Annotated in this window: 16 protein-coding genes; 9 read left to right on the forward strand and 7 right to left on the reverse strand. The window is 56.4% G+C overall.

The window, feature by feature from the left end:
• Position 1 precedes the first annotated feature (1 nt).
• The 3 genes from dnaQ to GBK02_RS09460 are packed head-to-tail and all read right to left on the reverse strand — an operon-like array spanning position 2 to position 1,924.
• Positions 2-715 carry a DNA polymerase III subunit epsilon gene (gene dnaQ, locus GBK02_RS09450; protein ID WP_203466432.1) on the reverse strand — a complete coding sequence of 238 codons (714 nt, stop codon included), beginning with the start codon at positions 713-715 and terminating at the stop codon, positions 2-4.
• The gene (gene rnhA, locus GBK02_RS09455; protein WP_203466433.1) at positions 712-1,170 is read right to left on the reverse strand and encodes a ribonuclease HI; all 459 of its coding nucleotides are present in this window, start codon (positions 1,168-1,170) and stop codon (positions 712-714) included. Before rnhA ends, dnaQ begins: the two co-directional genes overlap by 4 nt.
• Positions 1,160-1,924, reverse strand: a complete 765-nt coding sequence (locus GBK02_RS09460; RefSeq protein ID WP_371810487.1) for a class I SAM-dependent methyltransferase — start codon at positions 1,922-1,924, stop codon at positions 1,160-1,162. The genes rnhA and GBK02_RS09460 overlap by 11 nt, the downstream gene beginning before the upstream one ends.
• Between GBK02_RS09460 and gloB the strand changes: the two genes are divergently transcribed.
• Entirely contained in the window at positions 1,905-2,663 is a 759-nt protein-coding gene (gene gloB, locus GBK02_RS09465) for a hydroxyacylglutathione hydrolase (RefSeq protein WP_203466434.1), read from the forward strand. The two genes, GBK02_RS09460 and gloB, sit on opposite strands and share 20 nt — an antisense overlap.
• Before the next feature lie 9 nt (positions 2,664-2,672).
• Here the strand turns inward: gloB and GBK02_RS09470 are convergent, their stop codons facing one another.
• Together GBK02_RS09470 and GBK02_RS09475 are read right to left on the reverse strand one after the other, a co-directional pair.
• Entirely contained in the window at positions 2,673-3,032 is a 360-nt protein-coding gene (locus GBK02_RS09470; RefSeq protein ID WP_239002958.1) for a response regulator, read from the reverse strand.
• A gap of 65 nt (positions 3,033-3,097) precedes the next feature.
• On the reverse strand, positions 3,098-3,496 hold the full coding sequence (locus tag GBK02_RS09475) for a hypothetical protein (protein ID WP_203466436.1): 399 nt from the start codon (positions 3,494-3,496) through the stop codon (positions 3,098-3,100).
• Positions 3,497-3,570: 74 nt separating this feature from the next.
• Between GBK02_RS09475 and GBK02_RS09480 the strand changes: the two genes are divergently transcribed.
• Genes GBK02_RS09480 through GBK02_RS09495 form a run of 4 tightly spaced genes read left to right on the forward strand, consistent with a single transcriptional unit; the run spans position 3,571 to position 11,053 of the window.
• Positions 3,571-6,918 carry a DUF748 domain-containing protein gene (locus GBK02_RS09480; protein WP_203466437.1) on the forward strand — a complete coding sequence of 1,116 codons (3,348 nt, stop codon included), beginning with the start codon at positions 3,571-3,573 and terminating at the stop codon, positions 6,916-6,918.
• A gap of 7 nt (positions 6,919-6,925) precedes the next feature.
• On the forward strand, positions 6,926-8,260 hold the full coding sequence (locus GBK02_RS09485; RefSeq protein WP_203466438.1) for a DNA recombination protein RmuC: 1,335 nt from the start codon (positions 6,926-6,928) through the stop codon (positions 8,258-8,260).
• The gene (locus tag GBK02_RS09490) at positions 8,244-8,675 is read left to right on the forward strand and encodes a DUF3293 domain-containing protein (protein WP_203466439.1); all 432 of its coding nucleotides are present in this window, start codon (positions 8,244-8,246) and stop codon (positions 8,673-8,675) included. Before GBK02_RS09485 ends, GBK02_RS09490 begins: the two co-directional genes overlap by 17 nt.
• Positions 8,672-11,053, forward strand: coding sequence for a serine/threonine protein kinase (locus tag GBK02_RS09495; protein WP_203466440.1), 2,382 nt, complete (start codon positions 8,672-8,674; stop codon positions 11,051-11,053). Before GBK02_RS09490 ends, GBK02_RS09495 begins: the two co-directional genes overlap by 4 nt.
• Here GBK02_RS09495 and GBK02_RS09500 read toward each other — a convergent pair whose 3' ends face one another.
• Positions 11,054-11,881 carry an outer membrane protein assembly factor BamD gene (locus GBK02_RS09500; RefSeq protein ID WP_239002959.1) on the reverse strand — a complete coding sequence of 276 codons (828 nt, stop codon included), beginning with the start codon at positions 11,879-11,881 and terminating at the stop codon, positions 11,054-11,056.
• Here GBK02_RS09500 and rluD point away from each other — a divergent pair.
• Genes rluD through GBK02_RS09515 form a run of 3 tightly spaced genes read left to right on the forward strand, consistent with a single transcriptional unit; the run spans position 11,880 to position 14,370 of the window.
• Positions 11,880-12,836: a 23S rRNA pseudouridine(1911/1915/1917) synthase RluD gene (rluD, locus tag GBK02_RS09505; protein WP_203466441.1), complete on the forward strand. Its 957-nt coding sequence runs from the start codon at positions 11,880-11,882 to the stop codon at positions 12,834-12,836. The two genes, GBK02_RS09500 and rluD, sit on opposite strands and share 2 nt — an antisense overlap.
• Positions 12,829-13,572 (forward strand): peptidoglycan editing factor PgeF, encoded by a 744-nt coding sequence (gene pgeF, locus GBK02_RS09510; RefSeq protein WP_203466442.1) that lies wholly within the window; start codon positions 12,829-12,831, stop codon positions 13,570-13,572. Before rluD ends, pgeF begins: the two co-directional genes overlap by 8 nt.
• A gap of 30 nt (positions 13,573-13,602) precedes the next feature.
• Positions 13,603-14,370 (forward strand): ZIP family metal transporter, encoded by a 768-nt coding sequence (locus GBK02_RS09515; protein ID WP_203466443.1) that lies wholly within the window; start codon positions 13,603-13,605, stop codon positions 14,368-14,370.
• Between the two features lie 9 nt (positions 14,371-14,379).
• Here the strand turns inward: GBK02_RS09515 and GBK02_RS09520 are convergent, their stop codons facing one another.
• Positions 14,380-14,610 carry a hypothetical protein gene (locus tag GBK02_RS09520; RefSeq protein WP_203466444.1) on the reverse strand — a complete coding sequence of 77 codons (231 nt, stop codon included), beginning with the start codon at positions 14,608-14,610 and terminating at the stop codon, positions 14,380-14,382.
• 357 nt (positions 14,611-14,967) lie between these two features.
• Between GBK02_RS09520 and phaC the strand changes: the two genes are divergently transcribed.
• Positions 14,968-16,695 carry a class I poly(R)-hydroxyalkanoic acid synthase gene (gene phaC / locus GBK02_RS09525; RefSeq protein WP_239002960.1) on the forward strand — a complete coding sequence of 576 codons (1,728 nt, stop codon included), beginning with the start codon at positions 14,968-14,970 and terminating at the stop codon, positions 16,693-16,695.
• Positions 16,696-16,703 lie beyond the last annotated feature (8 nt).

Genomic DNA, 16,703 nt, shown 5'->3' on the forward strand with positions numbered 1-16,703 from the left:
CTCAGGCTGCCGTTTCAGGTTTCGGCAGCCAGATGCAGGCGCCTTTGGATTCCTTGTCGATCGCAGCAAGAACCCGCTGGTGGTCGACCAGCTCTTCATCGCTGGCCCGGCGTACAACGAGCGGTTTACGCTCGATTTTCAGGCCGCCTTTGCCGAGTTGGGGGCGGGGGGCTGAATCCGGTTCGATCATCAGCGAGTTCTGGCCACGCGTCATGGCCAGGAAAACGTCAGCCAGCAATTCGGTATCCAGCAGGGCGCCGTGCAGGGTGCGTGTCGAATTGTCGATTTCGTAGCGTTCGCACAGCGCATCGAGGCTGTTCCGCTTGCCCGGATGCAGATCCTTGGCCATGCGCAGCGTATCGACCACGCCGTTGCAAACGGTTTCAACCGGCACCCGATCAAGGCGACGCAGTTCGGCATTGAGGAAGCCGATGTCGAAAGGGGCGTTGTGGATGACCAATTCGCCGCCGTTGATGAACTCAAGGAATTCATCAACGATATCGGCAAATTTTGGCTTGTCGGCGAGGAATTCGAGCGAAATGCCGTGTACTGCCTGGGCGCCTTCGTCGATCTCGCGTTCCGGATTGACGTATTTATGCAGATGGCGGCCGGTCAGACGGCGGTTTTCCATCTCGATACAGGCGATTTCGATAATGCGGTGGCCTGAACGAGGGTCGAGGCCGGTGGTTTCGGTGTCGAGAACAATCTGTCTCATGCCGCTTCCTTGTTTTTCAGTTCTTCGATGCCGCGGTTGGCGAGTGCATCGGCGCGTTCATTCTCCGGGTGGCCGGCATGGCCCTTGACCCAGATCCATTCGAGTTTGTGCAGCTTGGTCTTTGCATCGAGCAATTGCCATAGGTCGGCATTCTTGACGGGCTTCTTGTCCGCCGTTTTCCAGCCGTTTCGCTTCCAGCCATGTATCCACTCGCTGATCCCTTTCAGGACATATTGCGAGTCGGTGTGAATCTTGCCGGCAACCGGGCGCTTGAGCGCTTCAATGGCGCGAATGGCGGCCATCAGTTCCATCCGGTTGTTGGTGGTTTCCTTTTCTCCGCCCCACATTTCCTTCTCGTGCTGCCCGACGCGCAGGATAGCCCCCCAGCCGCCGGGGCCGGGGTTGCCCTTGCAGGCGCCGTCGGTAAATATTTCGATCATTTCTTCAGTGGCCATGGCCTTCCTTGTGTGCAACCGGGCGCAGCGCCTTGGCGCCGACCCGTGATTTTCGCCAGGCCGGGGTGATCAGCCGCATGGCATGTGTCCGTTTGATGGCGCGCAATAAATAGACGCCACCGGAAAAACGCCACCAGCGTTGCCCGGCTGTTTCTATGAAATGGCTGCGTTGCAGCCATTTGTGTTGAGAAAAAGGCGGGGCGTAGCAACCCAGCGTGATGCGGTCGACCTCGAAATCGAGCAGTTTCAGCCAGTCCTTCAGGCGCTGGATCGACAGGTAGCTGCCATTCCAGGGGTATTCGCCGGAGCGGTTCAGCCGATTGTTCAAGCCCCATAGCGAGAGCGGGTTGAAGCCGGTGATGATGATCTGCCCCTCGGGAATCAGCATGCGCTCGATTTCGCGCAGGATGCCGTGCGGGTCATCGTGGAACTCCAGTACATGGGGCAGGATGGCGAGATCTATGCTGTGCGATGCAAAGGGCAGGGCGTCGAATTCGCAAAAAGTATCGACGGCACCTGCGGGGCCCGCTTTCTGGCGCAGAGGTATGCGGTTGGCGCGCAGAAAGTCGAATTGCGGCAGGCCGAGCTGCAAGGCGTTGAAGCCGAAGACATCGGCGACAGTCGCATCGAGCGTCGTTTGCTCCCAATTGAGCACATAGTTTCCCTGGGCGCTGCCCAGCCATCTTTCAAATCCGGGAATTGACATCCGGCGCCCCTGGCTCGATAGTTCCGGCATGTTTACGATATCGCTCATTCCTGCATTCAAGGACAATTACATCTGGTTGCTGACCCTTGGCCAGCGTGCTGCGGTCGTTGATCCTGGCGATCCGGCCCCGGTGATTGCCCGCCTGGAGTCTGCAGGGCTGGTGCTGGAAAGCATCCTGATCACTCACCATCACGCCGATCATCAGGGCGGTATTGCCGCCTTGGCCGAACGCTGGCAGCCCACGGTATTCGCACCCGGCAGCGAGTCTATCACAGGCTGCACAAGCCCCTTGAGTGGCGGCGAGACGATCTCGGTGCTGGGTCAGGCGGTCAGCGTCATGGCCGTTCCCGGCCATACGCTCGGACACCTTGCCTACTACGCACCCGGCGTCTTGTTTTGTGGCGATACGCTGTTCGGTGCAGGTTGTGGACGGCTGTTCGAAGGGACGCCGGCGCAAATGGCAGACTCGCTGGACAAGATCGCCGGCTTGCCGGATGAAACGCAAATTTACTGTGCCCATGAATATACCGAAGCCAATCTGCGCTTTGCACAGGCGGTCGAGCCGGAGAATCTTCAAATTCGGGCGCGTGTGCAACGCGTTGCCGAGATGAGGTCGGCCGGCAAGTCGAGCGTTCCTTCATCGTTGGCCGAAGAGAAAGCGACCAATCCGTTTTTGCGTTGTGTTGAGCTGCCGGTCATTGAAGCGGCATTGTCTCGGGATGCTGCGGTCGACCGCTCAAAAACAGCTGTTTTCGCAGCCATTCGCGGCTGGCGGAACGTTTTCTAGAGCGCTGTCTTATTTGCGGCGGCGGGCGGCAACTTTTTCAAGGGTGTCGAGTACACGTGCCGCATTGAATGGCTTGATGATGAAACCGCTGGCGCCATTCTGAATCGCCTCCTGAACCGTTTCTGGGTCAGCATTGCTGGTCACCATGACGATTTCCGTTTCCGGGCGAGCCGCCTTGATTTCGCACAATGCTTCAAGGCCGTCCTTTTCCGGCATCACGACATCCAGGCAAATGATGTCCGGTTTCATTCTTTCGGCCATTTCGACGGCAATGCTGCCATTGCGCGCTTCTCCGATCACGTCGTATTCCTCGCCGCGCAAGATGCTGCGCAGGATGCTGCGCATCATGTCGTTATCATCGACGATCATTATGGAGGTGCGTTTTTTAGCCATGGAATTGCTCGGGTATCGTTAGACGATGTGTGAATCCGGTGTCAGCGACAGTATTCATTGAAAAAGAGCAGGCCTGCAGTTGAAATGGCAATGGCAACGGCCAGCCAGAAAAAGGCGGCCCGAAACGACTGGCTGGCCTGGTAGTGACCGCCCCGTTGCTTGAAATGAAAGTAGCGCTGAACTTCGCCAAAGGTAATGGCGCAAGAAAAAACAAAGAAGATCATGCCGCAAAACAGGAAAATGATCGGCCCGTTTGATAATTGCCGGCAAGCCGATGCGGTATGGCGCAGATACATCAGCACCGAGTCTGTCTTCAAGGCAAACTGAAGAATCGTGTAGGTGATGATCCCGAAACCGACGAGAAGCGTGATGACCAGCCAGGTTTCCTTGCGTTTGAGTTGGGCTAACGCTTCTTTCAGGTCGTGAATAATCCACTTCATGTATTTCTGCCGCGTTTCATGGTGATGTCTGTGCTAAATTCGCCGGAAATGACGAATTTCGACGGTAGATTATCATGACAGCACAAACTCCACGCGGCTCGGTCAATGCCGCCATGCTCGGCGCAGCAATCAAATCACCGCGTAGTCGGAAAATTGCCCGTTGGCTGGGCGTATTTTTGCTGGTTTTTGGTCTTTTTGGCTATTTTGCCGCGCCGCCACTGCTCAAATCCGTCTTGCTCAGCCAGCTCTCGAAAGAACTGCACCGGGATGTCAGCATCGAGCGGATCGACATCAATCCTTATGCCTTGTCGGCCAAAGTCAGCGGTTTGTCGATCAAGGCTGGGGACGGCAAGGAGGTTGCCGGTTTTGATGAGTTGTTCATCAATTTGTCGAGCGCATCGATTTTCAAGATGGCGGCGGTGGTCGATGAAATTCGGCTGCAGGGCTTGCGTCTGGCCGTGGCGCGGGTTGCCGATGGACGCTACGATATTTCCGACCTGCTCGATGAGTGGATGAAGCCCAAGGATGAGCCGGAGACCGGGACGCCGCGTTTTTCGCTGAACAATATCCAGTTGCTGAATGGCAAAATTGTGTTCGACGATCAGCCCAAGGGCAAGACTCACACGGTCAGCGACATCAACCTGGCACTGCCTTTTGTGTCCAGCTTGCCGTATCAGGCTGAAGTGCTGGTCGAGCCGAGTTTTTCAGCCAGGATCAACGAGTCGCAACTGGCCTTGAAGGGGCGCAGCAAGCCGTTTACCGGTTCGCACGAAAGTGAGCTGGATCTCGATCTGGATCGTTTTGATCTGGCCGGCGTGCAAGCTTATTTGCCGGATAGCATTCCCGTCAGTTTGGCTGCTGGTACGGTCGACTCTGAATTAAAGGTCGTTTTCAAGGAACTGGCTGACCAGGTTTTTTCCCTTTCCGTGGTCGGCAGTGCACATGTCTCGGGTCTGGTCGTCAGTGAGCGCGACGGGCAGCACCTGGTCGGCTGGAAAAAACTCGATGTCGATCTGGAAAATGCCGATCTGATCAACCAGAAAGTGGCGGTCAGGCATGTCGCCCTGGATGGACTCGACCTTGCCCTGTCGGTCAATCGGCAAGGTGAGTTCAATGTGCTGCGCCTGCTTGAGAAAATGGCCAAGTCTGGGGCTTCTTCGGCCGATGCCAAGCCAGCAAGCGCAGGCAAGCCGCTCGAATGGTCGCTGGCCGGTTTTGAGCTGAATCACGGGCTGGTGCGCTGGAAAGACGAATCGACGCAGGTGCCGGTCATGGGGGAGCTGCGTGACTTGCATGCCCGGCTTGGCAAGGTGGATAGCAAGCTGAGCGATCCGATCGAACTCAGCGAAGTGGCTTATCAGATCGATCTGGGCGAGCGTTTCCGGGTCGCCAAAATGGCTGCTCAAGGCATACGTGTCGATTTGCCGGGACATCGCATCGATATCGCCGAGGTGATCAACACCCAGACGCGAGCCCGCATGTCGCGCAACAAGGCTGGCAAGATCGAGTGGGTCAGTTCGCCCGTCCTCAAAACCATTCGGGCAACCGATGCCAAGGTTCAGGATGAACGTCCGTGGGTCGGTAATGTGGCCAAGTTGAAAATCGAGGATCTGGCTTTCCGTTTCGAGGATCAGTCGACTCGCCCGGCGGCGGTGCATGAGCTTGAGGGCTTTACGCTGAATGCCGAAAACATCGGTAACGAACCGGGTAAAAAAGGCGCCTTGTCGCTCAAAAGCAAGGTGAACAAGAAGGGCAGCCTGAATGTCGATGGCGCCGTTCAACTGATGCCGCTCAATGTTGCCCTCAAGATCGAAACACTGGCCATTCCGCTGATGTCCTTGCAGCCTTATTTTGCCGAGCAGCTGAATATCGCCCTGACACGCGGCCAGCTTTCCAACAAGGGTGAAGCGACTGCGCTGATCGACAAGGATGGATTCAAGGCAGCCTATAAGGGATCGCTGACGCTGGGCGACTTTCTCGCGGTCGACAAGGCAAACAGTGCCGATTTCCTGAAATGGAAATCCCTCTATCTGGGGGCGATTGATTTCCGTCTCGATCCGATGGCGATCAACATCGGCGAAATTGCGCTGAGCGATTTTTACTCACGATTGATCCTCAACTCGGCCGGTCGCCTGAATGTGCAGGATATCGTTCGCAAGCCGGATGCCGAGGCTGTTTCGGTGACCGACACGAAAGCCACACCAGCTGCTGCACCCGCCGAACCGGCCAAGGCACCGCTGCCGCTCAAAATTGCCAAGATCACCCTGCAAAATGGTACGGTCAATTTTTCCGATTTCTTCGTCAAGCCGAATTACACCGTCAATCTGACCAAGTTGGGCGGACGTGTTACCGGTCTGTCGTCATCGGCTGACAGCGTTGCCGATATGGATTTGCGTGGCAGTTATGCCAACCTGGCACCGATTCAGATTGCCGGCAAACTGAATCCCCTGGCCGCCAAGTCTTTCCTCGACATCAAAGCCGATGTCAACGGCGTCGATCTGGTCGGCTTTTCGCCTTATGCCGGGAAATATGCCGGCTACAACATCGAGAAGGGCAAGCTCTCGCTGAATCTGGCGTACAAGCTGGAAAACAATCAGTTGACGGCCGACAACAAACTGTTCATCGACCAATTCACCTTCGGTGAAAAGGTCGAAAGTCCCGATGCCACGAAATTGCCGGTCAATCTGGCGATTTCACTGCTCAAGAACAACCGTGGTGAAATCGACCTCAACCTGCCGATTTCGGGTTCGCTCGACGATCCTCAGTTCTCGGTCGGTGGCCTGATTCTCAAGGTGATCGGCAATCTCTTCATTAAGGCCGTGACTTCGCCGTTTGCTTTGCTTGGTTCGATGTTCGGCAATGGCGAAGAACTGTCGAATGTCGAATTTGCACCGGGTCGTTCGAATATCAGCGAAGCCGCCGGCAAAAAACTTGAAACGCTGGCCAAGGCGCTCAACTCACGCGATGCCTTGAAGCTCGAAATTACCGGTCGGGCCGATCCGGAAGGCGACAAGGAAGGGGTCAAACGCGTAGCTATCGAGCGAGCCATGAAGGCTGAAAAGCTCAAGGATACGATCAAGAAGAGCGGCGAGGGCGCTTCTCTCGACAATGTCGACATTGCGCCCGAGGAATACAAAACCTATTTGCAGCGCGCCTACAAGGAAGCCAAGTTCCCGAAGCCGCGCAATATGGTCGGGATGCAGAAGGAACTGCCGGTCGAGGAAATGGAAAAACTGATGTTGGCCAATTTGCCGGCAACTGAGGACGATATCCGGCAACTCGCCAAGCAGCGAGCCGAGAACGTCCAGGTTTGGCTGACCGAGCAGGGCAAAGTGCCGGCTGGGCGTGTTTTCCTCGTGCCTCCCAAGGTCGAGGCTGATGAAAAAGCCAAAGCCAGCCGTGTCGATTTCTCGCTGAGATAAGCCGGCCATGAGCGAAAGCATGGGACTGGCCCTGCTGGCCGGGCTCATCGTCACCATCCTGTTGCAGATGGCGATTTTGATGCGTGGCAACCGGCGGCCGGATGATGAGTTGCGCTTCCGCCTGCTGCAGGAAGCCCAGGAAAAAGGCATGGCCAGGCTGGAGCGCGAATTGCGCGAAGAACTGGCGCGCAGCCGGCGCGAGGATGCCGAGGAAGCTTTTCATGATCGGGAGGAGCGGGCGCAATCGTCCACGTTGCTCAGCCAGACGGTGACGACCCAGGTCGCCCAGTTCGGCTCGATGCAAGCAGAGCGTCTGGAAGCCTTTGCCAGTCAGCTGAATCGCTTTTCACTCGGGCTCGATGAGCGTTTCGAACGCTTGAAATTGGCCGTCGAAAGCCGGTTGGCCGCGATACAGGCGGACAACTCGATCAAGCTCGAAGAAATGCGCCGAACGGTCGATGAAAAGCTTCATGCCACGCTTGAGCAGCGTCTCGGCGAGTCGTTCAAACTGGTCAGCGAGCGTCTTGAGCAAGTCCATCGCGGTCTGGGGGAAATGCAGACGCTGGCTGCCGGGGTTGGTGATCTCAAGCGTGTCCTGACCAACGTTAAAACGCGTGGTACCTGGGGCGAGGTTCAACTGTCGGCCTTGCTTGAGCAACTGCTGACCAGCGAACAGTTTGCCGCCAATGTCGTGACTCGGCCGGGGAGCAATGAGCGGGTCGATTTTGCCATTCGCCTGCCGGGTAAAGGCGATGGCGCTGTCGTCTGGTTGCCGATCGATGCCAAATTCCCGATTGAGGATTACCAGCGTTTGCTCGAAGCCCAGGACCGGGTTGATCCGGCTGCGATGGAGGATGCTGCGCGGGCCATCGAGTTGCGCTTGAAAAGCGAAGCACGCAGCATTCACGAAAAGTATGTCTCGCCGCCGCATACGACCGATTTCGCGTTGCTCTATTTGCCGGTCGAGGGGCTGTATGCCGAGGTCCTGCGCCGTCCTGGTCTGGCCGAAACACTGCAGCGCGACTGGCGCATCAGCCTGGCTGGCCCGACGACGCTGGCCGCGATGCTGAACAGCTTGCAAATGGGATTCCGTACCTTGGCGATCGAACAACGTTCGGCGGAGGTCTGGGCCGTGCTGGGGGCTGTCAAGACTGAATTTGGCAAATTTGGCGAGGCGCTGGCGCATACAAAGAAAAAACTCGATGAGGCCAGCAACAGCATTGCCAAGGCCGAAACACGGACGCGCCAGTTGACGCGCAAGCTGAAGGAAGTCGAGGCGCTGCCGGTGGCAGAATCCGAACAATTGATTGGTGTGGTGGAATTTGATGGCGAAGACGACTGAACTGGACGCACTTTATAAAGCAACGACTTATCAGGTTTATCTGCCCGGCGGCGTGGTCCGCTTGCGGTTGGGGCAGCCTTGTCCGGTATTGGCTGGCTGGATGGAAGAAAATGGCTGCCGCGAATTTGCCATCGTGACGGCTTACAACCCCGGTTCGCAAAAACTGGATCCGACGCTGAATGCCGAACGTCAGGCACAACTGGAGTGTGATTTGCTGGAAGGCAATTATGAACCTTATGCCGGCGAGAACCTGGCTGACGATCCGGCATGGCTGGCTGAGGAAACTTGTTTCATTCCCGATATTGCGCCGGAAGATGCCTGTGCGCTTGGTGAAGAATACGGGCAGAATGCAGTGGTAGTCGGTGGCTCTGATGCCGTGGCATATTTGCTCTGGATTGAAGCAACAGCACAATGAACAAGAAAATAGGCCGTTTTGAAGTGCGCGGCGAACTCGGGCGTGGCGCCCAGAGTGTGGTCTATCTCGGCTTCGATCCGCAGTTGCAACGTCAGGTTGCGATCAAGACACTGCATTTCAGCCGGCCCGATCCGGTGCAGAATAAAGTGCTGCTGGATGAGGCAAGGATGGTCAGTAATCTGCACCATCCGAATATCGTGCCTATTTTTGAAGCCGGCGAAGAAGGTGGAGATCTCTACCTGGTTTTTGAATATGTGCCGGGCAAGAATCTGGCTGAGTTCCTGCGCGATAGCGGTGCGCTTTCGCCGGTCAAGGCGGTCAGCATCATCCGGCCGATTCTTGATGCCGTGTCGCAGGCGCATCAGCAAGGCATCATTCACCGCGATCTGAAGCCATCCAATATCCTGCTCGATGAAAACGGCGTGCCGCGGGTCATGGATTTCGGTATCGCGGCGCGCATTGATGGTCAGAGCGATGTGGCGGGGGAATACACCGGGACGCCGGCCTACATGGCGCCCGAATATATCGAACGGCGCGAGATCAGCGAGCGTTCCGATGTTTTTGCAGCCGGCCTGGTGCTTTTCGAAATGCTGACCGGTCAGCGGGCGGTAGCCGGGGACAATCTTTTCCAGGTGATGCACCGGATTGCCAACGACGATCTCCGCTTGCCCGGCAATGTCGCGGTCGACGAGCGTTTGACCCGCGTTTTGTACAAGGCACTGACCCGTGATCCGGCTGTGCGCTATCAGACCGCACTGCAATTGGCCGAGGCGCTCGACAACTATCTTTCACCCGAAGAGGATGCTTCCAGGCTGGGCGAGGGAAAGCAGGCAACGCTCGATTTCCTGCTGCGCCGGATGCGCCACAAGAGCGATTTCCCTGCTTTGTCGGAATCGGTCAGCGCGATCAACAAGATCGCCAACAGTGAAACGGAAAGCATCAACAAGCTTTCAAACTCGATCCTCAAGGATTTTGCCCTGACCAACAAATTGTTGCGTCTGGTCAATTCGGCTTATTTTCGGCCGGCAGGGGGCGGCAATATCAGTACGGTTTCGCGCGCAGTCGTCGTCCTGGGGTTTGAGGCCGTACGCAATATCGCCATTACCGTCCTGCTGTTCGAGCACTTGCAGAACAAGGCAAATGCCAATCAACTGAAAGAAGATTTTCTGCGCGCCAACCTGGCTGGCATCCTGGCCAAGGACATTAGTGCCGTTGCCCAGATGCGCGATCTGGAGCAGACGTTTATCTGCTCCCTGTTCCACAGTCTTGGACGTTTGCTTTCGCAGTTTTATTTCCCGGAAGAAAGTGACGAAGTCCGGCGGGTCATGGCCCAGAAGAACTGCAGTGAGGACAAGGCTGCTTTGCAAGTGCTGGGTATCTCATACGAGGATATGGGTATTGCCATTGCCCGGCAGTGGGGCTTCCCGCCGTTGATCGTCGGTACCCTGCGGCGCTTGCCTGATGGCGAACTTAAAAAGCCGGTCAGTCAGGAAGATCGCTTGCGCGTCCTGTCGAGCATGTCCAATGAGTTGTGCTCGGTGATTGCCCAGGCGACGCCCGATGCGCGTGATCGGGAAATGAAGAAGCTGATGGCCCGTTTCGCCAATGCCGTCTCGCTGGATCAGCGTGAAATCGAGCAGACGGTTCGGCGTGCGGTTGAAGAGGCCGCTGATTTTGCCCGCATCATTCACTTGAATCTTGGGCAAACCACTTTCGGCAAGCAAATGCGCCTGTTCGCCCAGAGCGGCGCAGCTCCGGTGAAGACCGAAGTCGGTACTGATTCGATGATCGGGACACTGTTGGGTGAAAGTGACCCGCTGGCTGCCATGGTCGAGAGCGTTGACGCTGATGGCGTGCCGAAAATCGATGCTCAGGCCGTGTTGACCGCAGGCATTCAGGACATCAGCAATACCTTGGTCGAAGGCTACAAACTGAACGATATCCTGCGCATCATTCTAGAGACGATGTACCGGGCAATGGGTTTCAAGCGTGTTGTGCTTTGTATTCGCGATGCCAAGGCCGGTTGCATGCAGGGCCGATTCGGTTTTGGCCCGGAAGCCAATGAAATTGCCAAGGCCTTCCGTTTTCCGCTGACATTTACGCCGGATATTTTTCATGCGGCGACATCGAAAGGGGTTGATATCCTGATCAGCGATATCAACGACCCGAAGATTGCGGAGCGAATTCCCGATTGGTACCGGAAGGCTGTCCCGGCGCATTCTTTCATTCTGCTTCCCCTGAACATCAAGGGAAGCCCGGTGGCACTGATTTATGCCGACCGGGATGAGCCTGGCGGGATTTCAATTCCCGAGAAGGAATTGTCCCTGTTGCGCACCTTGCGCAACCAGGCTGTGCTGGCGATCAAGCAGGGCGGCTGATTACCAGAGCTGCCACCACGGAACCTTGCGTTCCAGGCCGTCCTTGTAATAGCGGCTGGTCGGGTAGTTCTGGCGCATGACCCGATCAGCGTCGTCGCGCAGATCATTCATCGCCAGTTTGTCGTAGGAGGTGACCAGAATGAACATTGCCTCTTCGATTGACGGGGCTTGCGGGTAGGTCTTGATGGCTTGTTGCGCCCGGTTGGCGGCAGCAATATACGCACCGCGACGGGCGTAGTAGCGGGCCACATTGACTTCCTGGGCCGCCATCGAGTTGACCAGGAAACTCAGGCGCTTGAGCGCATCCGGCGTGTATTTGCTTTGCGGGAAACGGGTCGCCAGTTCGCGCAGAGCATCGAAAGCTTCGCGTGCCGCCTTGGGGTCACGTTCGGCAGGGTCTTGCGAACTGATGTAGCCCATCAGGCCGAGATCTTCATTGAAGTTGATCAGGCCTTTAAGGTAGTACACGTAGTCGACTGATGGATGATTCGGGTGCAGCTTGATGAAACGGTCACAAGCAGCCAGCGCGGAGGCCGGTTCGCTTCCTTTCCAGTAAACGTAACCCAGCTCAAGTTGTGCCTGCTGGGCGTATCTGCCGTAGGGATAGCGTGCCTCAAGCTTTTCAAGATACTTGGCAGCCTTGTCCCAGGAGCCATCGGATTGGGCTTCCTTGGCTTCAGCATAGAGTTTTGCGGCTGACCAACCTGTAGTCAGGTCCTGTTCGGCCGGAAGAAGGCCGCAACCGGAAATCAGTATTGCAATGAAAATTGCCAGCAAACCACGGAAGTGGGCCGGGAATGACTGGAATGCGGGTAAACTTCGCATCATGAACGATCCTATTGAAGATTCCGGCGATTATAGCCGAACTGAGCCGCTCCATCTGACGGTTCCTGACGCGTCTTATGGCCGTCGTCTCGATCAAGTACTGGCTGAACTTTTGCCGCAGCACTCGCGCAACCGCTTACAGGCTTGGGTGCGGGAAGGTTGCGTCGAAGTTGACGGCAAACCTGAGGCCGAGCCGAAGCGTAAATTGCTCGGCGGCGAACGGCTGACCATCAACGAGCCGCATGATGCCCGGACAAGCGCCGAGCAGCCGGAAGATATTCCGCTGAACATTGTTTTCGAAGATGAAACCCTGCTCGTCATCAACAAGCCCGCCGGGCTGGTGGTGCATCCGGGAAGCGGTAACTGGAGCGGAACGATGATGAATGCCTTGCTTCATCATGCGCCAGCACTGGCCGAGGTGCCACGAGCCGGTATCGTGCATCGGCTCGACAAGGAAACGAGCGGTTTGCTGGTTGTTGCCAAAACACTGGAGGCACAGACCGATCTGGTCCGGCAGCTTCAGGCTCGTACCGTGCGTCGGCAGTATCAGGCAATTGCTGCAGGTGTCATCAAGCGCGATGGCGGTATCGACTCATCGATTGGCCGGCATCCTGTGCAACGGACAAAAATGGCGGTCGTGCCCGAGAATCGTGGCGGGAAGCCCGCCTTGACGTGGTTCCGGGTCATGGAGAATTTTCCTTACTGTACCTACGTCGAGTGCTCGCTTGAAACGGGCCGGACGCATCAGATTCGGGTGCACATGGCCTCCATCGGTCATCCGCTGGTCGGTGACCAGGTCTATGGCAAGCCAAATCCACGCTTGCCGGCATTTCACCGGCAGGCTTTGCATGCAACCCGCCTGGGTCTGGTGCATCCGCTGACGGGCTTGAAAGTGCAATGGGAAGTGCCGATGCCTGAAGATATGCGCAATCTGCTCGATACCCTGCGTTATGGCTGATTTTCTAATCCCCGACTGGCCGGCACCGGTGAATGTCCGTGCATTGCAGACAACCCGGCTGGGCGGAGTGAGCGAAACCCCCTGGCTGACGCTGAATCTTGGCGATCACGTTGGTGATGCGCCGGCGCATGTTGCCGCAAATCGGGTGATATTGCGCAACTGTTTGCCTGCTGAGCCACTCTGGTTGCGGCAGGTGCATGGCATAACTGCGGTCGACGCTGATTTCGGGGCAAATTTGCCCGAAGCCGATGCTGCCTATGCCCGTTTGCCGGGGCATGTGTGTGCCGTCATGACGGCCGATTGCTTGCCGGTCCTGTTTTGCGACAAGGCCGGAACCGTTGTTGCTGCGGCTCATGCCGGCTGGCGCGGTTTGCTTGGCGGGGTGTTGGAAAACACGCTGGCCAAGATGGCCGTGCCTCCCGCCGAAATTCTGACTTGGTTCGGGCCGGCAATTGGTCCTGACTGTTTCGAGGTGGGCGATGAAGTGCGCGCCGCTTTTGTCTTGCATGATGCCGAGGCAGCGCAAGCATTCAAGGTGAGTTCGCCCGGCAAGTGGCTGGCGGATATTTACCTTTTGGCCCGCCTGCGATTGCATGCGGCAGGTGTGTTATCGATCAGTGGCGGCAACTTGTGCACGGTCAGTGACGCGCAGCAGTTTTTTTCTTATCGCCGCGATGGCGTAACCGGACGAATGGCAAGTCTGATCTGGCTGGCGCCATCGGGTTCGGGCGTATAATCCGCGCCTTTCTCCAAGCAGCAGAATTTTGTGAGCACTCTTTCCTGGATTATTGTCGTTTCGCTGGCCGGTGGTGCATTGAGCGTTCTTGCGGCCGCTGCAATGACCTTTGCTGCCGGTACGAACCGCGTTAATGTCCTGATTTCATATGCCATCGGTGCGTTGCTTGGCGCAGCTTTCCTTGAGATATTGCCGCATGCGCTAGAGCATGGCGAACCCCATCGAATGGCCGCCACGGTGCTGTTTGGCATCCTGGCTTTCTTCGTGCTCGAGAAGCTGGTGTTATGGCGTCACTGTCATCACGATCACTGCGAGGCGCATGAACCACACGCAGGTGACCATGACCATGGTCGCTCAGGTTTGCTGATTCTGGTCGGCGATACCTTCCATAATTTTGTCGACGGCATCCTGATTGCTGCTGCCTTTCTCGAAAGCACCGAACTGGGGATAGTGACTGCGCTGGCCATCATTGCGCATGAAATCCCGCAGGAAGTCGGCGACTATCTGATCTTGCTGCATTCCGGCTACAGCAAGACCAAGGCAATTGTCTTCAATCTGCTTTCCAGCCTGGCTACTTTGCTTGGCGCCATGCTGGCCTACTTTGCGCTTGCCGGCTTGTCGGAGTGGATTCCCTATCTGCTCGGCCTGGCTGCTGCCAGTATGATCTATGTTGCGGTGGCTGACCTGATTCCCGGCTTGCATAAGCGGACCGAGCTCAAGGCGACGGTACAGCAGGTGCTGTTGATCGGTCTTGGAATTGCTTCGATTGCACTGGCTAGGGCGTTGGTCGGTGAGTAGTTCCTGTCCTCAGGGCTGTGTCTGATCGGCCTGGTTTTCCGCGTTGCGTTTTTCCATTGCTTCCCGGTAACGCTGGCGTTGGCGCCGAACTTTGGTTCCCGCCATCCAGATGAAAACGCTGCAAGGCAGTGCGCCATAAAACAGAAAAGAAATGATGCCTGAAACAGCGGTGGGTTCGTTGGCGGCAACCAGGATGGTTACGTACAGCCAGCCGATGACAATGATCAGCACAAAAGACATGGTAGCGAAATGTAATCCGGCAAATGGGGTGTTGTTTTCCTGAGCCTGATGCCCGGAAAAGCCGGGATTATGCATCTAAATGCGCGCCGAGGCTGCGCTGTCCGGGGGCTGGTTTTGTTTCACCGGCGTACATTGTGTCGCTGCTTGTCATGATGATTGTCTTTTGGGGTTGAGTCGTAGTACTGTCCCCAGTTCGGACGGTGACCGACCGTTAATTTTTGATCCGCATTCGCCAGTTCAGCCAAATACCGCGTCGTTGCGAGGTTTGCAATATGCCGATTAAGCATTGACAGCGTTCAGGTCGGTATGCAGAATCCAGAAGCTCAAACCCCGATCAACAGAGAAACGAGACTGCCCATGGCACAGGGATCGAACAGTAACGATGCGTTTTTTGGCTCCGCAATGCAGTTCATGCAGGCCGGGCAGAACATGACGCAGCAGTTCATGGATTATCTCGGCAAGGCAGGCAATCCGGCGGCGGCAGTTCCTCCCGCCGTTGATCCCCAGGCGCTGACGGCATTACAGAAGCAGTTCATGGATCAGCAGATGTCGTTGTGGCAGTCGGTGCTGACCAGGCAGCAGGGGCAGGGTGATTCGTTCAAGGTTTCCCCTGAGCCCGGCGATCGTCGTTTTTCTGCATCGGAGTGGCGTGATAGCCCGATTTATGACTACTTGCACCAGGCTTACCTGCTCAATACCCAATACCTGAAGGAATTGGTTGAGGTCATCCCGGCTGAAGATACCAAGGCAAAGAATCGCATGCGCTTTCTGGCGCGTCAGGTGGCCGATGCAATGGCGCCTTCGAATTTTGCTGCAACCAATCCCGAATTCATTCAACGTGCGCTCGATACCAAAGGGCAGAGCATTACCGATGGCATCAACAATCTGATCAAGGATTTTGAAAAAGGCCGTATCTCGATGACCGATGAATCGGTTTTTGAGGTGGGCGGCAATATCGCCAATACCGAAGGTGCGGTGGTCTTTGAAAATGAATTGATGCAGTTGATTCAATACACGCCGCTGACACCGAAAGTGGGAACGCGTCCGCTGCTGGTTGTTCCTCCGTGCATCAACAAGTTCTACATCATGGACCTGCAGCCGGAGAATTCGCTGATCCGCTTCATGGTCGAGCAGGGTAATACCGTATTCCTTGTTTCCTGGCGTAATCCCCAGGAGGATCATGGCCATTTGACTTGGGATGATTACCTTGAGCATGGCCCGATTGCTGCCTTGCATGTCGTTCAGGACATCTGCAAGGTCAAGCAGGTCAATGCGCTGGGGTTCTGCGTCGGCGGCACTATTCTGACTTCGGCGCTTGGTGTCCTGAAGGCACGCGGCGAAGATATCGTTGCTTCCTTGACCCTGCTGACCACCTTGCTCGACTTCAGCGATACCGGTGAAATCGGCCTGTTCATCGATGAGCAGGGCCTGGCTGCCCGTGAGGCATCGATTGGTCAGGGCGGTCTGTTGCCGGCGCGTGATCTAGCCAATACCTTCTCTTTCCTGCGCGCCAATGACCTGGTCTGGAATTATGTGACCGGCAATTACCTCAAGGGCCAGAAGCCACAGGCATTCGACCTGCTTTACTGGAATTCCGATTCGACCAACCTGCCAGGCCCGTTTGCCTGCTGGTACATGCGCAATCTGTACAACGACAACAGTCTGCGTGTTGCCGGCAAGCTTGAAATGTGCGGAACCAAGCTTGATCTGGGTACGCTGGACATGCCGGTTTATCTGCTCGCCACGCGTGAAGACCACATTGTTCCCTGGCAGTCGGCTTATCAGAGCACCCGGATTCTCGGCGGTAAAATCCGTTTCGTACTTGGCGCTTCCGGGCATATCGCCGGCGTGATCAATCCAGCCAGCAAGAACAAGCGCAGTTACTGGACCAACGACGATGTCAAATCGGATGCTGAAGGGTGGTTGACCGCAGCAGCCGAGCAAAAGGGAAGCTGGTGGAATGACTGGGCTGCCTGGCTCAAACCGCTGGCTGGCGATCTTCGTGCGCCGCGCAAACCGGGAAATACCAAATACAAGCCGATCGAGCCGGCACCGGGTCGCTACGTCAAGGAACGCGCTGTTTAAGTCTTCTG

The sequence above is a fragment of the Dechloromonas sp. TW-R-39-2 genome (assembly GCF_016864195.1).
In the GTDB taxonomy this organism is placed as follows: Bacteria; Pseudomonadota; Gammaproteobacteria; order Burkholderiales; family Rhodocyclaceae; genus Azonexus.

What these genes read in the sequence shown, in the direction of transcription:
- dnaQ (WP_203466432.1), bottom strand. Translation starts at nt 715, where the DNA reads ATGAGACAGATTGTTCTCGACACCGAAACCACCGGCCTCGACCCTCGT.
- rnhA (WP_203466433.1), bottom strand. Translation starts at nt 1,170, where the DNA reads ATGGCCACTGAAGAAATGATCGAAATATTTACCGACGGCGCCTGCAAG.
- gloB (WP_203466434.1), top strand. Translation starts at nt 1,905, where the DNA reads ATGTTTACGATATCGCTCATTCCTGCATTCAAGGACAATTACATCTGG.
- GBK02_RS09460 (WP_371810487.1), bottom strand. Translation starts at nt 1,924, where the DNA reads ATGAGCGATATCGTAAACATGCCGGAACTATCGAGCCAGGGGCGCCGG.
- GBK02_RS09470 (WP_239002958.1), bottom strand. Translation starts at nt 3,032, where the DNA reads ATGATCGTCGATGATAACGACATGATGCGCAGCATCCTGCGCAGCATC.
- GBK02_RS09475 (WP_203466436.1), bottom strand. Translation starts at nt 3,496, where the DNA reads ATGAAGTGGATTATTCACGACCTGAAAGAAGCGTTAGCCCAACTCAAA.
- GBK02_RS09480 (WP_203466437.1), top strand. Translation starts at nt 3,571, where the DNA reads ATGACAGCACAAACTCCACGCGGCTCGGTCAATGCCGCCATGCTCGGC.
- GBK02_RS09485 (WP_203466438.1), top strand. Translation starts at nt 6,926, where the DNA reads ATGAGCGAAAGCATGGGACTGGCCCTGCTGGCCGGGCTCATCGTCACC.
- GBK02_RS09490 (WP_203466439.1), top strand. Translation starts at nt 8,244, where the DNA reads ATGGCGAAGACGACTGAACTGGACGCACTTTATAAAGCAACGACTTAT.
- GBK02_RS09495 (WP_203466440.1), top strand. Translation starts at nt 8,672, where the DNA reads ATGAACAAGAAAATAGGCCGTTTTGAAGTGCGCGGCGAACTCGGGCGT.
- rluD (WP_203466441.1), top strand. Translation starts at nt 11,880, where the DNA reads ATGAACGATCCTATTGAAGATTCCGGCGATTATAGCCGAACTGAGCCG.
- GBK02_RS09500 (WP_239002959.1), bottom strand. Translation starts at nt 11,881, where the DNA reads ATGATGCGAAGTTTACCCGCATTCCAGTCATTCCCGGCCCACTTCCGT.
- pgeF (WP_203466442.1), top strand. Translation starts at nt 12,829, where the DNA reads ATGGCTGATTTTCTAATCCCCGACTGGCCGGCACCGGTGAATGTCCGT.
- GBK02_RS09520 (WP_203466444.1), bottom strand. Translation starts at nt 14,610, where the DNA reads ATGTCTTTTGTGCTGATCATTGTCATCGGCTGGCTGTACGTAACCATC.
- phaC (WP_239002960.1), top strand. Translation starts at nt 14,968, where the DNA reads ATGGCACAGGGATCGAACAGTAACGATGCGTTTTTTGGCTCCGCAATG.